Genomic DNA, 23,730 nt, shown 5'->3' with positions numbered 1-23,730 from the left:
CCCGTGGGCTCCGCCGCAGGCCACCCCTGCCCCCGCCCCGGCCGCGGCCCCGCTCCAGCCGCCGCCCCCGCCGCTGCCCTCCGGCGGCTGGGCCTCGGTGCCGCCGTCCGCGCAGTCCGGCCTCCAGCCCGGCATGCCGGGCACCCCGTCCCCGTACGGCCAGCCCTACGGCCAGCCGTTCGGCCACCCCTACCCGGCGCCCGCTCCGGCCGTCCGGGCCACCAACGGCCTCGCCGTCGCCTCCCTGGTGACGGGCCTGACCCTGATCTCGCCGGTGGCCCTGGTACTCGGCATCGTCGCGCTCTTCCAGCTCAAGTCCAGCCGCGAGCGCGGCCGGGGCCTGGCCGTGACGGGCGTGGTGCTCGGCGCGATCGGCACGCTGCTGCTCGCCCTCGCCATGGGCGTGACGAACGTCAGCTCGGCCCGCAGCGGCGACCGGGCGGCCCGCGGTGGCGGCAGCGTGCCGGCGGGGATGGTGCACTGGTCCGACCTGAGGACCGGGGACTGCTACAGCTCGGCGGAGGGCGGCAGCTCGGCCGACCCGAGCGGCGACGAGACGGTGTACTGGGTGCATCGGGTGGCCTGCACGGAGGCCCACCACGGCGAGGTGGCCGGCGCCGCCTCGCTCACCGACGCCGCGCACACGACCTACCCGGGCGAGAGCGATCTCCGGGAGCGGTCCGCGCAGCTGTGCCGCAGGGTGCTCGACGAGTACGCGCTCGACAGCTGGGCCGTCCCGGACGGCATGGACGACGTCTACCTCTACCCGACCAAGCTCAACTGGCTGCGCGGCGAGCGGGTCGTCACCTGCGCCTTCGAGGACCGCGACGACCAGCACGTGGGGACGGTCCGCACCGACCGGAGCACGATGAACGCCGCCCAGCTGGCGTACCTGGAGGCCGTGCGGGACTTCAACGGCGCCTCCGCCAACCGGCCGAAGAAGGACGCGACCACCGACCCCGCCGCCCACCGCGAGTGGGCCCGGAAGATGGCCGCCGCCTCCCGCGGCGAGGCCGGGGCGCTGCGCGCGGCGTCGGCGAAGTGGACGCCGGAGGTCGCCCCGAAGGTGGCCAAGCTCGCCACGGCCCAGGAGCAGGCGGCCTCGGCCTGGGACGACGCCGTCGACGGCTCGGACCTGTCCGGCGACATCCGCCGGGCGCAGGCCCTGGTGGCGAAGACCGTCCCGCTGAGCGTGGAGGTGCGGCGCTCGCTGGGCCTGGCCACCGGGGAACAGGCACCCGACCTCCGGGTGTGAAGGCCCGCCCCACTGGCCGTTACCCGTCGTTAACCGCGTCCGTACCGCACGGTAGCGCGCCGCACGTACGGTCGCGGGCGAGCCCCGGCCCGACCCCCACGCGGGCCGGGGCCTCTCTAGCCTGTGACGCATGGGCGCTCATCGGGTGATGCGACAGGACGACAACGGCAACCGCTTCCTGGTCGCGGCGGGACTGGAACGGGCGGAGGCGGAGCGCCTGGCCGCCGAGTTCGAGGCCCGCGGCCACAAGCAGCTCTACTGGGTCGAGGCGGAGGCGCAGGAGCAGGACGACGCCGCCGGCTGAGGCCGTAGGGTCGGGGCATGGACGAGCCCATCGAGAACGCCACCGAGAGCTCCGCCGACAGCTCCACCGAGAACCCCGGCGCGACCCCCGCCCCCCGGATTGTCGTCGGCGGCGCCCTGGTCCGCGGCGGCCGGGTGCTCGCCGCCCGCCGCAACACGCCCGCGTCGGTGGCCGGCCGCTGGGAGTTCCCCGGCGGCAAGGCCGAGCCGGGCGAGACCGAGGCGCAGGCGCTGGAGCGTGAGCTGCTGGAGGAGCTGGGCGTACGGGCCCGGGCGCTGACCAGGCTGCCCGGCGCGTGGACGGTCCGGCCGGGCCTGGAGCTGCGGTTCTGGACGGCGGAGCTGCTGGACGGCGAGCCGCGGCCGCTGCTGGAGCACGACGAGTTGCGCTGGCTGGGGCCGGACGAACTGGACTCCGTCGACTGGCTCGTCCACGACCGCGACGTCCTGCCGCACGTCGTCCCGCTGCTGCGAGTCCGAGGCGCGAAACGACCGGCGACGCGCGCTCGCCCGGATAGGTCAATCGGACAAGACGCCCCATAAGCCGGGATAGCCTGGATCCTGCTGGGTATGTCACTTTTCGGCCCAGTTCGTCACCATCGGTGAGCCGCCCCAGCCGGCGCCGCCGATCCCGACCAGAGCCGGAGGTCTCGCCGGTGCCGAGTACCGGGAACGGTCGCGGGGGAGAGCGGCGGACAGCGGGGTCCGCGGGGAGCGCCGCCGCCCGCGCCCGGCTGCGCAGGGGCGCCGCAGCGGGCGGCCCGCAGCCCCCGCCGGCCCGCCGCCGGGGTAGGGGCAACCCGGACGACCCGGCCGGTACGAGCACCATCCCGGCGCCCGAGCTGGCGCCGCACGCCCCTCCCTCGCACCCAGCGCCCTCCCTCACGCTCCCCGACGCCGCCGACAGCCCGGGCCTGCGCAGCCGCCCCGGCCGACCCTTTCCCGGCGGCCCCGCCGACGCCCCGTACGGCCCCGCCGCGCCCCCCGAGGGCGGCCTGCTCGACATGCTCAAGGTCGCCATCGCGATCCTGGACACCGCGGGCCGGGTGGTGCTCTGGAGCCCCGCCGCCGAGGAACTGCTCGGCTGGCCCAGCGAACTGCTCGTCGGCCGCCGCATCGAGGAGCTGATCCCCGACCAGGCGCAGGTCGGCCGCATCCGGGCCGCGATCCAGGACACCCTGCGCAACGGCCGCTGGGCCGGCCACGCCGAGCTGTTCGACCGGGACGGCCTGCCGGTCGCCGTGGACGCCCGGATCTCCCTGCTCGTCGACGGCGACGGCACCCCGTTCCTCCAGGCCAACCTGGCCGAGGCGTCCGCGGTCCGGGCCGTCGAGCGCGACCTCGCGGTGCGCGACGCGCTGTTCGAGCAGTCCCCGCTCGGCATCGCCATCATGGACACCGACCTGCGCTACACCGCCGTCAACCGGACCCTCGCCGAAATGAACGGCGTCGCCCCGGAGGACCACGTCGGCCGCACCACCGGCGAGACCCTGCCCGAGCGCGCCGCCGACGAGGTCACCGCCATCCAGCGCCAGGTGCTGGCCACCGGCGAGCCCGTCATCGACGTCACCCTCGCCTCCCCGGTCACCGCGCGCTCCGGCTACCGCTCGATCTCCTACAGCCGGATGACCGACCGCTCCGGCCGCGTCCTCGGCATCTCCGGCACCGTCATGGACGTGACCGAGCGCTACCGGGCCGTCGCCAAGGTCGAACACGCCCGCCGCCGGCTCTCGCTGCTCAACGAGTTCGGCTCCCGCGTCGGCGACCTCCTCGACGCCTCCCGCATCGCCCAGGAGCTCGCCAGCTCCGTCGTCCCCCGCCTCACCGACCACTCGGCGGTGATCCTGCTCCAGGCCGTCGCCCACGGCGACGACCTGCCCCGGCACGGCCACGACCGGCGCACCTCCCTGCTCCAGCTCGGCACCGCCTCCGTCCAGGACGGTCCCGAGGTCGAGGTGATGCTGCGGCGCGGCGCCCGGATCACCTTCGCCGAGGACTCCGCCTGCGGACGGGTGCTGCGCACCGGCGTGCCCGAACTGATCTCCGGCGCCGACCAGCTGGACGACGTCACCTACCCCGGCGACCCCAAGATGCAGGCCGCCCACGACCTCGGCGTGCACTCCATGCTGGTCGTCCCGCTGCGCGCCCGAGGCATCGTCATCGGCCTGCTGCTCGTCAGCCGCGCCGGCTACCGCGAGGGCTTCGACCGCGACGACCTCGCCTTCACCGTCGAACTCGCCGACCGCGCCGGCAGCTCCCTCGACAACGCCCGCCTCTACGCCCGCGAGCGCACCGCCGCCCTCACCCTCCAGCGCACCCTGCTCCCGCAGCAGGTCCCGCAGCCCACCGGCGTCGAGGTCGCCTACCGCTACGTGCCCGGCAGCAGCGGCACCGAGGTCGGCGGTGACTGGTTCGACGTCATCCCGCTGCCCGGGGACCGTACCGCCCTGGTCGTCGGCGACGTCATGGGCCACGGCCTGCGGGCCGCCGCCACCATGGGCCGGCTGCGCACCGCCGTACGGGTGCTGGCCGCCCTCGACCTGCCGCCGGACGTCCTGCTGCGGCACGTCCACGAACTCGCCGACGACCTCGCCCAGGGCCCGGACGAGGCGCTGCTCGCCACCTGCGTCTACGCGGTCTACGACCCGGGCACCTCGAAGCTGACCGTCGCCAAGGCCGGGCACATCCCCCCGGTGCTGGTCGTGCCCGGCGAGGAGGCCGACGGGCCCACCCGCACCGGCGGCCCGCTGCTCGGCGGCCGCGGCCGCATCCTCGACCTGCCCTCCGGCGCCCCCCTCGGCGTCGGCGGCGTCCCGTTCGAATCCGTCGAACTCAAGATCCCCGAGGGCAGCCTGCTCGCCCTGTGCACCGACGGCCTGGTCGAGTCCCGGGACAAGGACCTCGACGTGGGCCTCGGACGGCTCGTCACCGTGCTCCAGGAGCCGTACGCCTCCATCCAGGCCGCCTGCGAGGCCGTCCTCGACACCATGGAGCAGGGCCGCGAACCCGACGACGTCGCCCTGTTGCTCGCCCGGCTCGGCCACGGCCAGGCCGGCACCCTCACCGCCGGCTGGACCCTGCCCGCCGAGCCCACCGCCGTCTCCCGGGCCCGCCGCCTCGTGCGCGCCACCCTCGCCGAATGGGGCGTCGAACAGCTCACCGACACGGCGGAACTGCTGGTCAGCGAGCTGGTCACCAACGCCGTCCGCTACGCCAGCGCCCCGATCGGGGTACGGCTGACGCTCGGTGAGGCGCTGCTCGTCGAGATCTCCGACCCGCTGCCCGACCCTCCCCGGGAGCGGCACGCGGCCGAGGCCGACGAGGGCGGCCGGGGCCTGGAACTCGTCCGCCGCCTCGCACTGCGCTGGGGCGCCAGGGCCGAGGGCATGGGCAAGGTCGTCTGGTTCGAACAGGCACTACCGGACGGCGAGGACGACCGGCTCTGAGCTCCGCCGGGCCCCCGCGGGCCCGGCGCGCATATGCCATCACGCCCCCAGGGGGAGCGCGCACCCCGGAAGGGGGCGCGGACGTGGCATTGTGGTTGCGCGGGCGGTAGGACAAAAACCTTCGCCCGATCTGATGTTGTGATGTTGAGGGCGTGTGAACGTACCCCTCGATGATGAATACTCGGTCTTCTCGACATCCGGACGGTCGCGGGTTGGAGGGGTCGGTCCGTTGAACAGCACCCCGGCGCGGAACGCGCCGAGCAGCAGCGGTCATGCCGCTGTACCCGGGCAGGCCGGTGCCTTGCACCTGCCCCCACCCCCGGGACCACCGGGCACGGACCCCGCCCCGCCCCGCCACAGCCCCACACCGGAGGACCGGACGTGGGGCGCCGGCGACCCGGGGTCGATCTACGACTACATCCGCGTCGCCACCTTCGCGATCGGCCCCGACGGGCGGATCAGCCAGTGGAGCGAGCGCGCCGCCGAGTTCTTCGGCATCCCCGCCGCCGAGGCGGTCGGCGCCGACCCCATCACCACCTTCGTCCCCCGCGAGCTCTGGCAGCGCGGCCGCGCCCGGCTGGAACGCACCCTCGCCGGCGAGGAATGGGTCGGCACCACCCCCTACCGGGAGGCCACCGGCGGCGAAGGGCTCGCCGAGCTCTACCTGATGCCGGACAGCGCCCTGCCCACCGCAGGCGCCACCTGCCTCGCCGTCGACCTCGGCCGGCTGCGCCGCATCGAGACCGACCTCGCCGCCTCCGAGGCCGTCTTCGGGCAGACCCCCACCGGCTTCGTGCTCTTCGACGACCGGCTGCGCCTGCAGCGCGTCAACGACGCCTTCGCCTCCGGCATGGGCCTGGCCCCCGCCGACCTCGAGGGGCTCACCGCCCACGACATCTTCCCCGCCAGCGAGGCCGACCGGCTCACCGCCGCCCTGCGCAAGGTCCTCGCCACCGGCGAACCCGTCTTCGACCTGCGCTTCCACGGCACCGTCCCCACCCGAGAGGGCAACCGGCTCTGGGCCGTCTCGCTCTACCGCCTCGACGGCGCGGCCGGGCAGCCCATGGGCGTCGCCGGGCAGGTCTCCGACGTCACCAGCCGCCACGTCGCCGAGCGCGAGGCGGACGGCGTGCGCCGCAACCTCGCCCTGCTCAACGAGGCCAGCGCGCACATCGGCTCCACCCTCGACCTGGAGACCACCGCCAAGGAACTGCTGGACGTCGTCGTCCCGCCGTTCTGCGACCTCGCCACCGTCGACCTCTACACCGCGCTGCTCTCCGGCGAGACCGTCCCCAGCGCCGGCCGCCTCGGGGACAGCGTCCTCACCGACGGCAGCGGCGAACTGCGCCGCGTCGCCGTCTCCAGCGTCATCGGCGGCGCCTCCTCGGTGCTCGGCTCCGTCACGGGCCTGCCGATCGCCGAGGCCGGCGGCACCCTCTGTTACCCCCGCCGCTCCCCGCACGCGCGGGCGCTGCGCACCGGCCGCAGCGTCGTCCCCGAGCCCGGCCCCGACCCGCTGTTGCGCTCCACCCTGATCGTGCCGCTGGTCGCCCGCGACCAGGTGCTGGGCCTTGTCCAGCTCTCCCGCGCCATCGGCAGCGAGCCCTTCGACGCCCGCGACGTCGCCATCGCCGAGGAACTCGTCGCCCGCGCCGCCGTCTGCATCGACAACGCCCGGCTCTACCGCCGCGAGCACGAGCGCGCCCTGATCCTCCAGCGCAGCCTGCTGCCCCCGGGCAACCCGGCCGCCAGCGGCCTGGAGATCGCCTGCCGCTACCTGCCCAGCAACAACAACACCGAGGTCGGCGGCGACTGGTTCGACGTCATCCCGCTGCCCGGCAACCGCACCGCCCTGGTCATCGGCGACGTCATGGGCCGGGGCCTGCGCGCCGCCGTCGCCATGGGCCAGCTGCGCACCGCCGTACGGACCCTCGCCATGCTCGACCTCGACCCGGCCGAGGTGCTCACCGCCCTCGACGAGATCGCCCGCGGGCTCGGCGACGACTCCGTGCCCGCCGGCCCGCCCACCCAGTACGGCCGGCTCACCTCCTCGGCCGACGAGGGGGCCCGCGAGGTCTACCTCGCCACCTGCGTGTACGCCGTCTACGACGCCGTCACCCGCCGCTGCGTCTTCGCCAACGCCGGCCACCTGCCGCCCGTCCTGCTCAGCCCCGGCGAGCCCGCCCGGATGCTCGACGTGCCGCCGGGCCTGCCACTGGGCGTCGGCGGCGAGCCCTTCGAGGAGGTCGAGCTGACCCTGCCCGACGGCGCCCTGCTCGGCCTCTACACCGACGGACTGGTCGAGAGCCGCAAGCACCAGCTGGACGAGGGGCTCAAGGCGTTCCGGGTCGCCCTCTCCGCCGAGGACAAGGGCCTGGAGGACCTCTGCGACCATGTGCTCGGCGAGCTCGACCCGCACCACGGCGAGGACGACATCGCCTTGCTGATGGCCAAGGTGCACGCCTTCCCCGAGGACGCCGTCGGCAACTGGTTCCTGCCGCCCGAGCCCACCTCCGTCGCCAAGGCCCGCGAACTGGCCTGCAGCTGGCTGCTCTCGCGCGGCCTGGAGGAACTGGTCGACACCACCGAGCTGCTGGTCAGCGAGCTGGTCACCAACGCGCTCAAGCACGGGCGCGGCGAGATCCGGCTGCGGCTGCTGCGCGAGCGGGGCCTGGTCTGCGAGGTCTGGGACGACGGCTACGCCCAGCCCCGGCAGCGGCGCGCCCAGGAGACCGACGAGGGCGGGCGCGGCCTGCAGCTCGTCAGCCTGCTGGCCGAGCGCTGGGGCAGCCGGCGCACGCCCAAGGGCAAGATCGTCTGGTTCGAGCTGGCGCTGTAGCCACACAGGGCGCTGGGCCGTACGGGTGTTGCGCGCGGCGGCCCGCCGTGTCGGGGCGGGCCGCGCCGGGCGCCAGGTGTTGCCTGTCCGCCATGCGCGTCCGCCAGCTCACCGCCGCAGCCGCCGCGCTGCTGCTCGCCGCCGCCCTCGGCGGCTGCACCGAGGGCCACCACCGCACCCCGGCGCCCGCGCCGGTCCCGGCGGACCCGACCGCCACCACCGGGGACGTCCGCCCCGCCGAGCGCACCGCCGTCCGCGACGGCGGCACCGTCCGCTGGGCCCTGGACGGCGTCCCGGCCACGCTCAACGTCTACCAGCGCGAGGCGAACGCCGACTCGGCCGTGCTCGCGCACGCGCTCTACCCCTCGCTGTTCCGGCCCGACGAGCACGGCCGGCTCGCCCCCGACCCGGACTACCTGGCCGCCGCCGAGTCCACCCCGCCCGGGCAGCAACCGCAGGTCGTCACCTACCGGCTCAACCCCCACGCCGTCTGGAACGACGGCACCCCGCTGTCCGCCGCCGACTTCACCGCCCAGCGGGCCGCCCTCTCCGGCCTCGACCCGGCCTATCGGGGCGGCGGCCGTCCGGCCGGGTACGAGGCCGTCGACTCGATCGTCCAGGGCGCCGACCCGCGCGAGATCAAGGTGACCTTCCGGCGGCCGTACGCCGAGTGGCGATCGCTGTTCGCCCCGCTCTACCCGGCCGCCGAGACGGCCACCTCCGGCGCCTTCAACCGGGCGCTCACCGGCGGGAGCCACCTGAGCGCCGGCCCGTACAGCCTCTCCCGCTACGACGCGGACGGCGGGCGGGTCACCCTCGCCCGCAACCCGCTCTGGTGGGGGGAGCGCCCCAAGGCCGACCGGATCGACTTCCTGGCCGCGCCGCCCGAGCAGCGCCTGGACGCCCTCGACCAGGACCGGCTGGACGTCGCCCCGCTCACCGCCGCCGTGGAGAAGGACACCCGGGCGCTGAAGCGGGCCGAGTCGCTGCCCGGGATCACCGTCCACCGGGCCGCCGCGCCCTCGCTCACCCAGCTCACCGTCAACGCCGCCCGGGGCCCGCTCAATGACCCGGCCCTACGCCGGGCCCTGGCCCGGGCCGTCGACCGGCGGCGCGTCGCCGAGGCCGCCCTCGCCCCGCTGGGCCTGCCCGGCGCCCCGCTCGGCAACCACCTCCTCGCCCAGGGCCAGGAGGGCTACCACGACGACAGCGCGGCCGCCGGGCCCGCGGACGCCGCGACCCTGCTGGACGAGGCGGGGTGGAAGCGGCGGGGCGGCGGCACCCGAACCAAGGACGGCAGGGACCTGTCCCTCACCCTGCTCCTGCCCGCCGGATCGGCGAGCGCCGAGCGCACCGCCGAGGCCCTGCGCACGGGCCTCGCCGAGTCGGGCATCGCGGTCAAGCCCGTCACCGTCCCCGCCGAGACCTTCGTCCAGGACCACCTGGCCGCCGGGGACTACGACCTCGCGCTCTTCTCCTGGCCCGCCGGCCTGAGCCCGGCCGACGAACAGCGCCCCGCCTACGCCAAACCCCGCCCCGACCCCGACGGCGCGCTCGCCCCCGGCACCAACTACGGCCGCAGCGGCACCGAGGAGATCGACCACCTCTTCGACCGCGCCGCCGCCGAACTCGACCCCGACACCCGCCTCGACCTCCTCCAGGAGGCCGACCTCCGCATCTGGCAGCTCGGCCACTCCGTCCCCCTCTACCAGCGCCCCGACCTCGTAGCCGTCCGCACGGGCCTCCAGGGCGCCGGCGCCTTCGGCCTCGCCTGGCCCCGCTTCCAGGACCTCGGCTGGAGCGGCTGATCCAGGCGGCCGGTTGTGATCTTGGTCCCGCCTGAGCTGCCCGTTTCTGCCGCCCTGGGCGCTTCCCCGTACGATAGGGGGAAGCCGAGGCATGTCCAGATGCCCGGTGGGTGGACCGGTAGTAGCAGGCGGAACGGGCGACGGCGACCGACAGGGGTCGCAAGTGCGCGTCACGCAGCCGGGCGCCGCAACCCACGATTCCGGGAGAATCAGCAAGGCATGCCCACGCGCAACGACATCCGTAACGTCGCCATCGTCGCCCACGTCGACCACGGCAAGACCACGCTGGTCGACGCCATGCTCAAGCAGGCCGGCGCCTTCGCCGCCCACCAGCAGCTCGACGACCGCATGATGGACTCGAACGACCTGGAGCGCGAGAAGGGCATCACCATTCTCGCGAAGAACACCGCGGTCAAGTACCACCCCAAGGATGGTGGCGCGCCGATCACCATCAACATCATCGACACCCCGGGCCACGCCGACTTCGGTGGCGAGGTCGAGCGCGGTCTGTCGATGGTGGACGCGGTCGTCCTGCTGGTCGACGCGTCCGAGGGTCCGCTGCCGCAGACCCGCTTCGTGCTCCGCAAGGCGCTCAGCGCCCGCCTGCCCGTCATCCTCTGCATCAACAAGACGGACCGCCCGGACTCCCGGATCGACGAGGTCATCAACGAGACCTACGACCTGTTCCTGGACCTGGACGCGGACGAGGACCAGATCGAGTTCCCGATCGTCTACGCCTGCGCCCGTGACGGCGTCGCCTCGCTGACCAAGCCGGAGAACGGCACCGTCCCGGCCGACAGCACCAGCCTGGAGCCGTTCTTCTCCACGCTGCTGGAGCACGTCCCGGCGCCGAGCTACGACGAGGACGCCCCGCTCCAGGCGCACGTCACCAACCTGGACGCCGACAACTTCCTCGGCCGCATCGCGCTGCTGCGCGTCGAGCAGGGCGAGCTGCGCAAGGGCCAGACCGTGGCCTGGATCAAGCGCGACGGCTCGGTCCAGAACGTGCGCATCTCCGAGCTGCTGATGACCGAGGCGCTCACCCGCAAGCCGGCCGAGGTGGCGGGCCCCGGTGACATCTGCGCCGTCGCCGGTATCGGCGACATCATGATCGGCGAGACCCTGGCCGACCCGGAGAACCCGATCGCGCTGCCGCTGATCACGGTGGACGAGCCGGCCATCTCGATGACCATCGGCACCAACACCTCGCCGCTGGTCGGCCGCGGCGGCTCCGGCAAGGGTGCGGACGCCAAGTCCGGCGCGGGCAAGGTGGACCGCAAGGTCACCGCCCGCCAGGTGAAGGACCGCCTGGACCGCGAGCTGATCGGTAACGTCTCGCTGCGCGTCCTGGACACCGAGCGCCCGGACGCCTGGGAGGTGCAGGGCCGCGGTGAGCTGGCGCTGGCCATCCTCATCGAGACCATGCGCCGCGAGGGCTTCGAGCTGACCGTCGGCAAGCCGCAGGTGGTCACCAAGGAGGTCAACGGCAAGACCCACGAGCCGGTCGAGCGCCTCACGGTGGACGTGCCGGAGGAGCACATGGGCGCGGTCACGCAGCTCATGGGCATCCGCAAGGGCCGCATGGACAACATGTCGAACCACGGCTCGGGCTGGGTCCGCATGGAGTTCGTCGTGCCGTCGCGCGGTCTGATCGGCTTCCGTACGGAGTTCCTCACCAACACCCGCGGCACCGGCATCGCCCACTCGATCCACGAGGGCCACGAGCCGTGGTTCGGCACCCTGACCACCCGCAACAACGGTTCGCTGGTCGCCGACCGGGCCGGTGTGGTCACCGCCTTCGCGATGACCAACCTGCAGGAGCGCGGCGTGCTGTTCTGCGAGCCGGGCACCGAGGTGTACGAGGGCATGATCGTCGGTGAGAACTCGCGCGCCGACGACATGGACGTGAACATCACCAAGGAGAAGAAGCTCACCAACATGCGTTCCTCGAACGCTGACGTGGCCGAGTCGATCGTCCCGCCGCGCAAGCTCTCGCTGGAGCAGTCGCTGGAGTTCTGCCGCGAGGACGAGTGCATCGAGGTGACCCCGGAGACGGTTCGCATCCGTAAGGTCGTTCTCGACCAGAAGGACCGCGGACGTACTGCCTCGCGCGCCAAGAAGGCTTGATCCTGATGGCATAGACGGCCTTTGGCCGGAATGCCCGCCCCCCTTTCCGTTGGAGAGGGGGGCGAACTTTTTCAACTACTCCAAGTTGTCGGGGCCGCTATTCCGTGAATAGCGCTCATCACGTCAAGACGTCCGCTGAGCGAACGTGACAGTTCGTCATCCGTGACGACTGTCCGTTTGGTGCCTGTCTGGCTATGTCTCATATGTCCGGTTTTCGAAACTAACCGACTGTTCATGTGACCTAATTGAGATCGTCACTGGTCACTTTCGTGTCCGTGCGTGACGGATAGTGGGTGCAGTCAGGCTCGGGTCAAGGGTGAACGCGCAGGGGTGCGCGCCGAAACCACGAGCGCGGACGGCACAGCGGGTCAGGTTTCAAACCGTCCGCAGTGCCCTCCTCGTTGCAACGTCGAATTCAGGAGGCACACCGATGCGTGGTGGGAGCCAGGCCAAGTGGGTTGTCGCAGCTGTTGCTGTCGCCCTTGCCGCGACTGCTTGCGGTAGCAACGGAGGCGGCAACTCCTCCAACGGTGGTGGTAGCTCCGACGGTGCTGCCGTCAACCCCGCCGGCGTGTTCAGCTACCAGAGCGGTGAGCCGCAGCGTCCGCTGCAGCCGGCCAACGCCATGGAGAACCAGGGCGGCCGTATCGTCAAGCAGCTGTTCCAGGGCCTCGTCGACTACGACCCGGCGACCGGCGCTCTGCGCAACCAGGTGGCCGACAAGATCGAGACCACCGACGCCAAGCACTTCACGGTCACGCTGAAGTCCGGCTGGACCTTCCACGACGGCACCAAGGTGACGGCGAAGTCCTTCGTCGACTCGTGGAACTGGTCGGCCAACACGGCCAACAACCAGATCAACTCCGACTGGTTCTCGGACATCGTCGGCTACGACGCCGTCCACCCGGAGAAGGGTGACCCGACCGCGAAGGAGATGTCCGGCCTCAAGGTCGTCGACGACACCCACTTCACGATCGACCTCTCCTCCCCGGTCTCGTACTTCACGTACAAGCTCGGCTACTCGGCCTTCTACCCGCTGCCCGAGGGTTTCTTCAAGGACCCGGCCGGCTACGGCGAGAAGCCGGTCGGCAACGGCCCGTACAAGTTCGTGTCGTGGGAGCACAACAAGGCCGTCACCCTGGCCGCCTTCGACCAGTACGCCGGCACCAACAAGGCGAAGAACGGCGGAGTTGTCTTCCGCAACTACACCGCCGGTGAGGCCGCGTACAAGGACCTGATGTCCGACACGCTGGACGTCCTGGACCAGGTCGACTCCACCGACCTGCCCAAGTACAAGGACGACCTGGGCAAGCGCGCCGTCGACCAGCCGCAGGGTGCCATCCAGAACATCTCGTTCGCTCTGTACAACGCGGAGTGGACCTCGATGGACAAGGACAAGGCCGCCAAGGTCCGCCAGGGCCTCTCGATGGCGATCGACCGCGACACCATCACCAAGACCGTGCTGAACGGCAACCGCCAGCCCGCCGACGCGTTCGTGGCGCCCGGCGTCATGGGCTTCAAGGCCGGCGCCTGTGGCGACGCCTGCAAGTTCGACCCGGCGAAGGCCAAGCAGCTGATCACCGAGAACGGCGGCGTTCCCGGCGGCAAGATCTCCATCCAGTACAACTCCGACGGTGGTCACAAGGAGTGGGTGGACGCGGTCTGCAACAACATCCGCCAGAACACCGGTGTCGAGTGCCTCGGCGACCCGAAGCCCGACTTCAAGACCTCGCGTGACATCGTCACGAAGAAGCAGGTCAAGAGCATGATGCGTACCGGCTGGGTGCAGGACTACCCGCTGAACGCCAACTTCCTGCGCGACGTCTACGGCACCGGTGCCGCGGCCAACGACGCCGGCTACTCGAGCCCCGAGTTCGACAAGCTCGCCAAGGACGCCGACGCGGCCACGACGGTCGAGAAGACCGCCGAGCTCTACCAGCAGGCCGAGGCCGTTCTGGCCAAGGACATGCCGGCCATCCCGCTCTGGTACTACAAGACCAGCTCGGGCTACTCGAACAACGTCCAGAACGTGAAGTTCGACTCCTTCGGCAACCCGGTCTACACCGACGTCGAGGTCAAGAAGAAGTAATCGGTCGGCACCGCCTGACCCGGTGACAACGGCCGGTGCCCGTCCATCCCCACAAGGGCGAGGACTGGCACCGGCCGTTGGCACGCCGACTTATCTCTCCGGGTTGACGGGCCCGGCAGAGCCAACATGGAGGCACGATGGGGCGCTTTGTCGCAAGGCGACTGCTCCAGATGATCCCGGTGTTCATCGGAACCACCGCGCTCATCTTTTTCATGGTGCACGTGCTGCCGGGTGACCCGGTGGCTGCGATGTGGGGCGACAAGGCACCGGACCCGGTCCAGCTCGCCGCATTCAGGCACCAGTTGGGATTCGACAAGCCGCTGGTCCAGCAGTACCTCGATTACATGGGGGGACTGGTCACCGGCGACTTCGGCAAGACGCTGGGGAACAACCGCCCGGTGCTCGACGTGATCACCGAGGCCCTGCCGGTCACCATCCGGCTGGCGCTGCTGGCATTCGCCATCGAGATCGTGTTCGGCGTCGGCATCGGCCTGGTCTCGGGCCTGCGCCGCGGGAAGCTCTTCGACAAGGGCACCCTGATCCTGACGCTGCTGCTGATCTCGATCCCGGTGCCGGTGTTCGGCTTCGTCCTGCAGACGGTCGTCGGCCAGAACCTGGGCTGGGTCACCCCGACCGTGCAGAACAGCGATGACCTCACCCAGTTGATCCTCCCGGCCGTGGTGCTCGGGTCGCTCTCGCTGGCGTACGTCGCGCGTCTCACCCGTACCTCCATAGCCGAGAACATCAAGGCCGACTACGTGCGCACCGCGGTGGCCAAGGGCCTGCCGCGTCGCAAGGTGATCACCACTCACCTGCTGCGCAACTCGCTGATCCCGGTCGTCACCTTCCTGGGTACCGACCTCGGCGCCCTGATGGGCGGCGCGATCGTGACCGAGGGCATCTTCAACGTCAAGGGCGTCGGCAATGCGCTCTTCCACGCGATCAACCAGAAGGAGGGCTCGACGGTCTCCGGGTTCGTCGCCTTCCTGGTGCTCGTGTACCTGGCCGCCGGCTTGATCGTCGACCTGCTCTACGCGGTCCTGGACCCGAGGATTCGTTATGCCTGACCTGACCGAGAAGAAGGACGCGGGGAACATCCCCTCCCCGCGCGACGCGGCCGTCGCGGTCGCCGCGCCCAAGCCGGAGAAGGCCCGCAGCCTCGGCTCCGACGCCTGGCACGACCTTCGCCGCCGGCCGATCTTCGTGATCTCCGCGGTGCTGATCCTGCTGCTGATCGTGATCGCGATCGCGCCGAGCCTGTTCACCTCGGTGGACCCGCGCGCCGCCGACCTGCGCAACCACTACCTGGGCAAGCCGAACTACGGCAACTTCTTCCAGGAGGACTGGTTCGGCTACGACGTCCAGGGCCGTTCGATCTACGCGCGTGTCCTCTACGGCGCCCGCGCCTCGGTCATCGTCGGCATCTGCGTGACCGTCGGCGTGACCCTCCTCGGTGGCCTCGCGGGCATGCTCGCCGGGTACTACGGCGGCTGGGTCGACACGATCATCTCCCGCCTCACCGACGTCTTCTTCGGTATCCCGCTGCTGCTCGGCTCGCTGGTGATCCTCAACGCCTTCACCTCGCGCACGATCTGGAGCGTGGTGTTCGCGCTGGTCATCCTCGGCTGGACGCAGATGACCCGCGTCATGCGCGGCTCGGTGATCACCGTCAAGCAGGCCGACTTCGTGACGGCCGCCAAGGCGCTGGGCGCCGGCACCGGCCGGATCATGTTCCGGCACATCCTGCCGAACGCGATCGCCCCGGTGATCGTCGTCGCCACCATCGCCCTCGGCGGCTACATCGCCCTCGAGGCGACGCTGAGCTTCCTCGGTATCGGCCTGCAGGACCCGACCATCTCGTGGGGCATCGACATCGCCTCCAACCAGAAGTCGATCCGTACGGCGCCGTTCGCCCTGTTCTTCCCCGCCGGCATGCTGAGCCTGACCGTGCTGGCCTTCATCATGCTCGGCGACGCGGTGCGCGACGCCCTCGACCCGAAGCTCCGCTGAGAGAAGAGGTGACGACCCGATGACCACCGTGATCGAGAACAACAACCAGAACAGTGACCGTCTCGAAGTCGGAACCCCGCTCCTGGAGGTCAAGGACCTCCACGTGGAGTTCCACACCCGGGACGGCGTCGCCAAGGCCGTGAACGGCGTCAACTACTCCGTCGCGGCCGGCGAGACCCTCGCCGTCCTCGGCGAGTCCGGCTCCGGCAAGTCCGTGACGGCGCAGACCATCATGGGCATCCTGGACATGCCGCCGGGGAAGATCACCAAGGGTGAGATCCTCTTCCGCGGCAAGGACATGCTCACCATGAGCAACGAGGAGCGGCGCAAGATCCGCGGCCGGAAGATCGCGATGATCTTCCAGGACGCGCTCTCGGCCCTCAACCCGGTGCTGAGCGTGGGCTACCAGCTCGGCGAGATGTTCCGGGTGCACCAGGGCGCCTCCCGCGCCGAGGCCAAGGCCAAGGCCATCGAGCTGATGGACCGCGTGCGCATCCCCGCCGCGGCCCAGCGGGTGAACGACTACCCGCACCAGTTCTCCGGCGGCATGCGCCAGCGCATCATGATCGCCATGGCGCTGGCCCTGCAGCCCGACCTGATCATCGCCGACGAGCCCACCACCGCCCTGGACGTCACCGTCCAGGCCCAGGTGATGGACCTGCTCGCCGAGCTGCAGGCCGAGTACAACATGGGTCTGATCCTGATCACCCACGACCTCGGCGTCGTCGCCGACGTCGCGGACAAGATCGCCGTGATGTACGCCGGTCGGATCGTCGAGACCGCCCCGGTGCACGACCTGTACGCCAACCCGGCGCACCCGTACACCAAGGGCCTACTCCGCTCGATCCCGCGCCTGGACCAGAAGGGCCAGGACCTGTACGCGATCAAGGGCCTGCCCCCGAACCTGCTCAAGGTCCCGACCGGCTGCGCGTTCAACCCCCGCTGTGACGTCGTCACCGACCTGTGCCGCACCGACGCCCCGGAGCTGCACCAGGTGACCGACAAGGACGGCGTGGAGCTCACCGGCCGCCGCAGCGCGTGCCACCTCTGGAAGGAGACCCTCCATGGCTGAGCCCATCCTGGAGGTCAAGGACCTGGTCAAGCACTACCCGCTGACCCAGGGCGTTCTCTTCAAGAAGCAGGTCGGCGCGGTCAAGGCCGTCGACGGCATCTCCTTCGAACTGGCCAAGGGCGAGACCCTCGGCATCGTCGGCGAGTCCGGTTGTGGCAAGTCCACGCTGGCCAAGGTTATGACGGTCGGCGACATCATCGGGGAGCCGTTCGAGATCCACCCCGAGGTGGCGCCCAAGGGCGACCGCCGCAAGGCCGTCCAGGACCTCCTGGACGTCGTGGGTCTGAACCCGGAGTACATCAACCGGTACCCGCACCAGTTCTCCGGCGGCCAGCGCCAGCGCATCGGCATCGCCCGCGGTCTCGCGCTCAAGCCCGAGATCATCATCTGCGACGAGCCGGTCTCCGCCCTGGACGTGTCCGTCCAGGCGCAGGTCATCAACCTGCTCGAGCAGCTGCAGGGCGAGTTCGGCCTCTCGTACATGTTCATCGCGCACGACCTCTCCATCGTCCGGCACATCTCCGACCGCGTCGGCGTGATGTACCTGGGCAAGATGGTCGAGATCGGCTCCGACGAGCAGATCTACGAGAACGCCACCCACCCGTACACCCAGGCGCTGCTCTCCGCGGTGCCGGTGCCGGACCCGACGGCGCGCGAGTCCCGCGAGCGGATCATCCTGAGCGGTGACATCCCCTCGCCGGCCAACCCGCCGTCCGGCTGCCGCTTCCGAACCCGGTGCTGGAAGGCGCAGGACCGCTGCGCGGAGGAGGTCCCGCTGCTGGCGATCCCGACCACGCTGGAGGGCGCGGCCGCCCACGAGTCGGCCTGCCACTTCCCCGAGGTCCGGGAGTCGGCCGCGGCCTGACGCTCCCGTACGACACCCGGAAGGGCCCGCGGCTCCGGCCGCGGGCCCTTCCGCGTTCCCGGTGCGGACCGGACGTCGCGTCAACTCGGCGGGGCGCTCAGGCACCCATCCGGGTGCTCCCGACTCGCGCCGTCGACGGGCCGCGCTTCTCATGGGGTGTGATGCGACACACACCATGAGGAGGGACCTCCATGCCCGTAGCCGTCCGCGCCCGTTGGGTCCTCGCCGCCGCTACCTCCGTGGCCCTGGTTGCCACCGGATGCAGCAGCAGTGGCGGAGGCAGCAGTTCATCGGACGCCAACAAGACGTTCAGCTACCAGAGCAGCGAGCCGCAGAACCCGCTGCAGCCCGCCAACGCGAACGAGGTGGGCGGTGGTCGCATCATCCAGAACCTCTTCAAGGGGCTGGTGGACTACGACCCGAGCAACGCCAAGATCCGGATGCAGGTGGCCGACAAGATCGAGACCGCCGACTCCCAGACCTACACCGTCACCCTCAAGGACGGCTGGAAGTTCCACGACGGCACCCCGGTGCACGCCAAGAACTTCGTCGACGCCTGGAACTGGTCGGCGAACCCGAAGAACGCCCAGATCAACAGCTCCTGGTACTCCGACATCGAGGGCTACAAGGACGTCCACCCGACGACCGGGCAGCCGACCACCGACAAGATGTCCGGCCTGACCGTCACCGACGACCTGCACTTCACGGTCAAGCTGAACAACAAGGTCTCGTACTTCGAGTACAAGCTCGGCTACATCGCCTTCTCGCCGCTGCCGGACGGCTTCTTCAAGGACCCGGCCGGCTACGGGCAGAAGCCGGTGGGCAACGGCCCGTACCAGTTCGTCAGCTGGACCCACAACACCCAGGTCGTCACCAAGGCGTTCCCGGACTACCAGGGCGTGGACAAGCCGAAGAACGGTGGCGTCATCTTCAAGATGTACACCACGTCCGAGGCGGCCTACGCGGACCTCCAGTCCAGCAACCTGGACGTGATGGACCAGGTGCCGCCCTCCGCGCTGGCCACGTACAAGAACGACCTCGGCGACCGGGCGATCGACGCCCCGCAGGGTGCCATCCAGAACATCGGCTTCACCCTCTACCAGGCCGACTGGAGCGCCCCCGACAAGGCCAAGGTGCGCCAGGGCCTGTCGATGGCGATCGACCGGGACACCATCACCAAGACGGTGCTCCAGGGCTCCCGCAAGCCCGCCAGTGCCTGGGTGGCCGAGGGCGTCGAGGGCTACAAGGACGGCGCCTGCGGCGACTTCTGCAAGTTCGACCCCGCCAAGGCCAAGCAGCTGATCCAGGAGGGCGGCGGTGTCCCCGGCAACAAGCTGACGATCACGTACAACGCGGACGGCGGCCACAAGGAGTGGGTGGACGCGGTCTGCAACTCGATCCGGCAGAACACCGGCGTGGACTGCCTCGGCGACCCGAAGGCGGACTTCAAGACCGCGCGGGCCGCGATCACCGGGCACACCGTCAACGGCGCCTTCCGCACCGGCTGGGTGCAGGACTACCCGCTGAACGCCAACTTCCTCAACGAGGTGTACCGCACCGGCGCCGCCTCCAACGACTTCGGCTACAGCGACCCGAAGTTCGACGAGGCCGCCACCAAGGCCGACGAGGCGGCCAGCGTCGCCGACACGGTCAGCGGCTACCAGCAGGCGGAGGCCGTGCTGCCGAGCGGGATGCCGGCCATCCCGCTCTGGTACTACCGCACCAACTCCGGCTACTCCACCAAGGTGCAGAACGTGAAGTTCGACTCCTTCGGCAACCCGGCCTGGACCCAGGTCGAGGTCAAGGGCTGACCTTCGGCCCCGCCGGCCCCGCCCTCCCCGCACGGAGGGCGGGGCCCGGCCCTCCCGGCCGACCGGCCCGGCCGGTCGGGTTCCTAGGAAGGAGGCTCGGATGGGCAGTTACGTTCTGCGGCGGGTGCTGCAGATGATCCCGGTGTTCTTCGGCGCCACGCTGCTGATCTTCCTGATGGTCTACTCGCTGCCGGGTGACCCGGTGGCGGCGCTCTTCGGCGAGAAGGCCGCCGACCCGGCGACCGTCGCCAGCCTGAAGCACCGGTACTTCCTCGACCAGCCGCTCTGGAAGCAGTACCTGCACTACATGGGGAACCTCTTCCAGGGGGACTTCGGCACCAGCTTCACCGGGCGGTCGGTCGCGGACATCATGAAGGACGCCTTCCCGGTGACGATCCGGCTGGCGCTGATGGCCTTCGTCTTCGAGTTGGTCCTGGGCCTCGCGCTCGGTGTGCTCTCGGGCCTCAAGCGCGGCAGCATCCCGGACACCCTGGTGCTGATCCTGACCCTGGTGGTCATCTCGGTGCCGGTCTTCGTGCTGGCGTACATCGCGCAGACGATCTTCGCGACGAACCTGGGCTGGGTCACCCCGACCGTGCAGGACTCCCGCGACCTGTCCCAACTCGCCCTGCCCGCCGTGGTGCTGGGCTCGCTCTCGCTCGCGTACGTGGCCCGACTCACCCGGACCTCCATCGGCGAGAACCTGCGGGCCGACTACATCCGTACGGCGGTGGCCAAGGGCCTGCCCCGGCGGACCGTCATCGTGCGCCACCTGCTGCGCAACTCGCTGATCCCGGTGGTCACCTTCCTCGGCACCGACCTCGGCGCGCTGATGGGCGGCGCGATCGTGACCGAGGGCATCTTCAACGTGCAGGGCGTCGGCAACGTCCTGTACCGGGCCATCAACCAGAAGGAAGGCCCGACCGTGGTCGGCATCGTGACCGTCCTGGTGATCGTCTACCTGGTCGCCAGCCTGCTCGTCGATCTGCTCTACGCGGTCCTGGACCCGAGGATTCGCTATGCCTGACATCCATGACGAGGACTCACTGAAGCCGAACCCCAAGCCCGGCGTCTCCCACCTCGACTACGCCGGCGAACAGGGCATGGCCGTCGAACAGGAGACCCTGGTCGAGCGGAGCGCGGAGAAGCGCGAGGAGGCCAGGAGCCTCTGGGGCGACGCCTGGCGGGACCTGCGCCGGCGGCCGATCTTCCTGATCTCGGCGGCGCTCATCCTGCTGCTGGTCGTCATGGCGATCTTCCCCTACGCGTTCACCGACACCGACCCGCGCAAGGCCGACCTGGTGCACGACTACCTGCGCCGGCCCGACTACGGGGACGTCTTCGGCGGCGGCTGGTTCGGCTACGACGCCCAGGGCCGCTCGATCTTCGCCCGGGTCGTGTACGGCGCCCGGGCCTCGATCACCGTCGGCATCTTCGTCACCGCCACCGTCACCGTGCTCGGCGGGCTGACCGGCATGGTCGCCGGGTACTTCGGCGGCGCCGTCGACGCGGTGATCTCCCGGATCGTCGACATCTTCTTCGGCATCCCGCTGCTGCTCGGCGCCCTGGTACTGCTCAACGCCTTCTCCACCCGCACGGTGTGGAGCGTGGTCGTCGCCCTGGGCGTGCTCGGCTGGACGCAGATCGCCCGCGTCATGCGCGGCGCGGTGCTGACCGTCAAGCAGGCGGACTACGTGGTCGCCGGGCGGGCGCTCGGCGCCGGTACGGGCCGGCTGATGTTCCGGCACATCCTGCCGAACGCGATCGCCCCGGTGATCGTCGTCGCCACCATCGCCCTCGGCGGCTACATCGCCACGGAGGCGACGCTGAGCTTCCTCGGCATCGGCCTCCAGGACCCGACCATCTCCTGGGGCATCGACATCTCCTCCGCCCAGAAGGTGATCCGCACGGCTCCGTACGTGCTGTTCTTCCCGGCCGCGGCGCTGTCCGTCACGGTGCTGGCCTTCATCATGCTGGGCGACGCCGTGCGCGACGCCCTCGACCCGAAGCTTCGCTGAGCGAAGGGGAGCGCCTCGTGAGTACAGCTGTGGACAAGACCCCCGGACGCGAGCGGGGGGCGCCGGACGACGGGCCCTTGCTCGAAGTCCGGGACCTGCACGTCGAGTTCGTCACCAGGGACGGTGTGGCCAAGGCCGTCAACGGCGTCGACTACAGCGTCCGGGCCGGGGAGACGCTGGCGGTGCTCGGCGAGTCCGGCTCGGGCAAGTCGGTGACGGCGCAGGCGATCATGGGCATCCTGGACATGCCGCCGGCCCGGATCCCGCGCGGGGAGATCCGCTTCCGCGGCCGGGACATGCTGACGATGGGCAAGGACGAGCGGCGCAAGATCCGCGGCCAGAAGATCGCGATGATCTTCCAGGACGCGCTCTCGGCCCTCAACCCGGTGCTGAGCGTGGGCTTCCAGCTCGGCGAGATGTTCCGGGTGCACCAGGGCGCCTCCCGCGCGGAGGCCAAGGCCAAGGCCGTCGAGCTGATGGACCGGGTGCGCATCCCCGCCGCGGCCCAGCGGGTGAACGACTACCCGCACCAGTTCTCCGGCGGCATGCGCCAGCGCATCATGATCGCGATGGCCCTGGCGCTGGAACCGGACCTGATCATCGCGGACGAGCCCACCACCGCCCTGGACGTCACCGTCCAGGCCCAGGTGATGGACCTGCTGGCGGAGCTCCAGGCGGAGTTCCACATGGGGCTGATCCTGATCACCCACGACCTGGGGGTGGTCGCGGACGTCGCGGACAAGATCGCCGTGATGTACGCCGGTCGGATCGTCGAGACCGCGCCCGTGCACGAGCTGTACGCGCGGCCCGCGCACCCGTACACCCGGGGGCTGCTGGACTCCATCCCGCGCCTGGACCAGAAGGGCCAGGAGCTCTACGCGATCAAGGGCCTGCCGCCCAACCTGCTGCGGATCCCGCCGGGCTGCGCGTTCAACCCGCGCTGCCCGCGCGCCCAGGACCGCTGCCGGGTGGAGGTGCCGGAGCTGTACCCCGTCGCCGAGGACGACGGGACGCCGCTGGAGGGGCGCGGCAGCGCCTGCTTCTTCTGGAAGGAGACCCTCCATGACCGTTAACGGGGCCAGTGCGCTGGGCGCCGCGGTGCCCGAGGAGGTCGCCTTCGCCCAGGAGGTGCCCAGGGGCGAGCCGATCCTCGAGGTCCGCGGCCTGATCAAGCACTTCCCGCTGACCCAGGGCGTGCTGTTCAAGAAGCAGGTCGGGGCGGTGAAGGCCGTCGACGGGGTCGACTTCGACCTGATGCAGGGCGAGACGCTGGGCATCGTCGTATGACGGTCGGCGACATCATCGGGGAGCCGTTCGAGATCCACCCCGAGGTGGCGCCCAAGGGCGACCGCCGCAAGGCCGTCCAGGACCTCCTGGACGTGGTCGGGCTCAACCCCGAGTACATCAACCGGTACCCGCACCAGTTCTCCGGCGGGCAGCGCCAGCGCATCGGCATCGCCCGGGGGCTGGCACTCCGGCCGGAGGTCATCATCTGCGACGAGCCGGTCTCGGCGCTGGACGTGTCGGTGCAGGCGCAGGTCATCAACCTGCTGGAGCAGCTGCAGGGGGAGTTCAACCTCTCGTACATGTTCATCGCGCACGACCTCTCGATCGTGCGGCACATCTCGGACCGGGTGGGGGTGATGTACCTGGGGAGGCTGGTCGAGATCGGCAGCGACACCGAGATCTACGACCACGCGACGCATCCGTACACCCAGGCACTGCTCTCCGCCGTGCCGGTGCCGGACCCGAGCGCGCGGGAGTCGCGGGACCGGATCGTGCTCACCGGGGACGTGCCCTCGCCGGCGAATCCGCCCTCGGGGTGCCGGTTCCGGACGCGGTGCTGGAAGGCGCAGGACCGGTGCGCGGTGGAGGTCCCGCTGCTGGCGGCGCCCTCGTGGCTGAAGGGGCAGGCGGTGCACGACTCGGCCTGCCACTTCGCGGCGGAGCGCGATATCGGGCAGGGCGCGGCGGAGCGCGACAACGGGCAGGGCACGGCGGAGCGCGACATCGGGGACTGAGGGGTTCGAACGGCGAAGGGCGCGTTCCCGGATCGGGGGCGCGCCCTTCGCCGTGATGGAACCGAG

General features: G+C 70.9%; 16 protein-coding genes and 1 pseudogene. All 17 read left to right on the top strand.

Annotation, left to right across the window (positions count from 1 at the left end; genetic code table 11):
* On the top strand, positions 1–1,255 hold a 1,255-nt coding region (locus IH61_RS0118195), incomplete at its 5' end, for a DUF4190 domain-containing protein (protein ID WP_031070968.1).
* Between the two features lie 130 nt (positions 1,256–1,385).
* Positions 1,386–1,559 carry an SPOR domain-containing protein gene (locus IH61_RS47755; RefSeq protein ID WP_199823342.1) on the top strand — a complete coding sequence of 58 codons (174 nt, stop codon included), beginning with the start codon at positions 1,386–1,388 and terminating at the stop codon, positions 1,557–1,559.
* A 17-nt stretch (positions 1,560–1,576) separates the two neighbouring features.
* Positions 1,577–2,101 (top strand): NUDIX domain-containing protein, encoded by a 525-nt coding sequence (locus tag IH61_RS0118185; RefSeq protein ID WP_078911198.1) that lies wholly within the window; start codon positions 1,577–1,579, stop codon positions 2,099–2,101.
* A 113-nt stretch (positions 2,102–2,214) separates the two neighbouring features.
* Positions 2,215–5,004, top strand: coding sequence for a SpoIIE family protein phosphatase (locus IH61_RS0118180; protein ID WP_234327233.1), 2,790 nt, complete (start codon positions 2,215–2,217; stop codon positions 5,002–5,004).
* A gap of 307 nt (positions 5,005–5,311) precedes the next feature.
* Positions 5,312–7,843 (top strand): SpoIIE family protein phosphatase, encoded by a 2,532-nt coding sequence (locus IH61_RS0118175; protein ID WP_078911203.1) that lies wholly within the window; start codon positions 5,312–5,314, stop codon positions 7,841–7,843.
* 92 nt (positions 7,844–7,935) lie between these two features.
* Complete coding sequence (locus tag IH61_RS0118170; RefSeq protein WP_031070959.1) at positions 7,936–9,651, top strand: ABC transporter family substrate-binding protein; 1,716 nt, start codon at positions 7,936–7,938, stop codon at positions 9,649–9,651.
* A gap of 219 nt (positions 9,652–9,870) precedes the next feature.
* Positions 9,871–11,778: a translational GTPase TypA gene (typA, locus tag IH61_RS0118165; protein WP_031070958.1), complete on the top strand. Its 1,908-nt coding sequence runs from the start codon at positions 9,871–9,873 to the stop codon at positions 11,776–11,778.
* Between the two features lie 430 nt (positions 11,779–12,208).
* Positions 12,209–13,867 (top strand): peptide ABC transporter substrate-binding protein, encoded by a 1,659-nt coding sequence (locus IH61_RS0118160; protein ID WP_031070956.1) that lies wholly within the window; start codon positions 12,209–12,211, stop codon positions 13,865–13,867.
* Positions 13,868–14,004: 137 nt separating this feature from the next.
* Positions 14,005–14,934, top strand: coding sequence for an ABC transporter permease (locus IH61_RS0118155; protein ID WP_031070954.1), 930 nt, complete (start codon positions 14,005–14,007; stop codon positions 14,932–14,934).
* Positions 14,927–15,877 (top strand): ABC transporter permease, encoded by a 951-nt coding sequence (locus tag IH61_RS0118150; protein WP_031070952.1) that lies wholly within the window; start codon positions 14,927–14,929, stop codon positions 15,875–15,877. Before IH61_RS0118155 ends, IH61_RS0118150 begins: the two co-directional genes overlap by 8 nt.
* A gap of 19 nt (positions 15,878–15,896) precedes the next feature.
* Positions 15,897–16,949 (top strand): ABC transporter ATP-binding protein, encoded by a 1,053-nt coding sequence (locus IH61_RS0118145; protein WP_031070950.1) that lies wholly within the window; start codon positions 15,897–15,899, stop codon positions 16,947–16,949.
* Positions 16,942–17,814, top strand: a complete 873-nt coding sequence (locus IH61_RS0118140) for an ABC transporter ATP-binding protein (protein ID WP_031070947.1) — start codon at positions 16,942–16,944, stop codon at positions 17,812–17,814. Before IH61_RS0118145 ends, IH61_RS0118140 begins: the two co-directional genes overlap by 8 nt.
* A 191-nt stretch (positions 17,815–18,005) precedes the next feature.
* Positions 18,006–19,625, top strand: a complete 1,620-nt coding sequence (locus IH61_RS0118135) for a peptide ABC transporter substrate-binding protein (RefSeq protein ID WP_031070945.1) — start codon at positions 18,006–18,008, stop codon at positions 19,623–19,625.
* A gap of 100 nt (positions 19,626–19,725) precedes the next feature.
* Positions 19,726–20,652, top strand: a complete 927-nt coding sequence (locus IH61_RS0118130; protein ID WP_031070943.1) for an ABC transporter permease — start codon at positions 19,726–19,728, stop codon at positions 20,650–20,652.
* Positions 20,645–21,643, top strand: coding sequence for an ABC transporter permease (locus IH61_RS0118125; protein ID WP_031070941.1), 999 nt, complete (start codon positions 20,645–20,647; stop codon positions 21,641–21,643). Before IH61_RS0118130 ends, IH61_RS0118125 begins: the two co-directional genes overlap by 8 nt.
* A 17-nt stretch (positions 21,644–21,660) precedes the next feature.
* On the top strand, positions 21,661–22,716 hold the full coding sequence (locus tag IH61_RS0118120) for an ABC transporter ATP-binding protein (protein WP_031070939.1): 1,056 nt from the start codon (positions 21,661–21,663) through the stop codon (positions 22,714–22,716).
* Positions 22,706–23,664 (top strand): annotated as a pseudogene (locus tag IH61_RS40990) (ABC transporter ATP-binding protein). The gene IH61_RS0118120 and the pseudogene IH61_RS40990 overlap by 11 nt, the downstream one beginning before the upstream one ends.
* Positions 23,665–23,730: the final 66 nt, after the last annotated feature.

The organism is Streptomyces sp. NRRL WC-3742 (genome assembly GCF_000720635.1).
GTDB lineage: Bacteria > Actinomycetota > Actinomycetes > Streptomycetales > Streptomycetaceae > Kitasatospora.
The sequence above is the reverse complement of the archived record's forward strand: the minus strand, read 5'-3'. Positions and strand labels throughout refer to the sequence as shown.

Coding starts and splice junctions, on each gene's coding strand:
- IH61_RS47755 (WP_199823342.1), top strand. CDS start 1,386: ATGGGCGCTCATCGGGTGATGCGACAGGACGACAACGGCAACCGCTTC.
- IH61_RS0118185 (WP_078911198.1), top strand. CDS start 1,577: ATGGACGAGCCCATCGAGAACGCCACCGAGAGCTCCGCCGACAGCTCC.
- IH61_RS0118170 (WP_031070959.1), top strand. CDS start 7,936: ATGCGCGTCCGCCAGCTCACCGCCGCAGCCGCCGCGCTGCTGCTCGCC.
- typA (WP_031070958.1), top strand. CDS start 9,871: ATGCCCACGCGCAACGACATCCGTAACGTCGCCATCGTCGCCCACGTC.
- IH61_RS0118160 (WP_031070956.1), top strand. CDS start 12,209: ATGCGTGGTGGGAGCCAGGCCAAGTGGGTTGTCGCAGCTGTTGCTGTC.
- IH61_RS0118155 (WP_031070954.1), top strand. CDS start 14,005: ATGGGGCGCTTTGTCGCAAGGCGACTGCTCCAGATGATCCCGGTGTTC.
- IH61_RS0118150 (WP_031070952.1), top strand. CDS start 14,927: ATGCCTGACCTGACCGAGAAGAAGGACGCGGGGAACATCCCCTCCCCG.
- IH61_RS0118145 (WP_031070950.1), top strand. CDS start 15,897: ATGACCACCGTGATCGAGAACAACAACCAGAACAGTGACCGTCTCGAA.
- IH61_RS0118140 (WP_031070947.1), top strand. CDS start 16,942: ATGGCTGAGCCCATCCTGGAGGTCAAGGACCTGGTCAAGCACTACCCG.
- IH61_RS0118135 (WP_031070945.1), top strand. CDS start 18,006: ATGCCCGTAGCCGTCCGCGCCCGTTGGGTCCTCGCCGCCGCTACCTCC.
- IH61_RS0118130 (WP_031070943.1), top strand. CDS start 19,726: ATGGGCAGTTACGTTCTGCGGCGGGTGCTGCAGATGATCCCGGTGTTC.
- IH61_RS0118125 (WP_031070941.1), top strand. CDS start 20,645: ATGCCTGACATCCATGACGAGGACTCACTGAAGCCGAACCCCAAGCCC.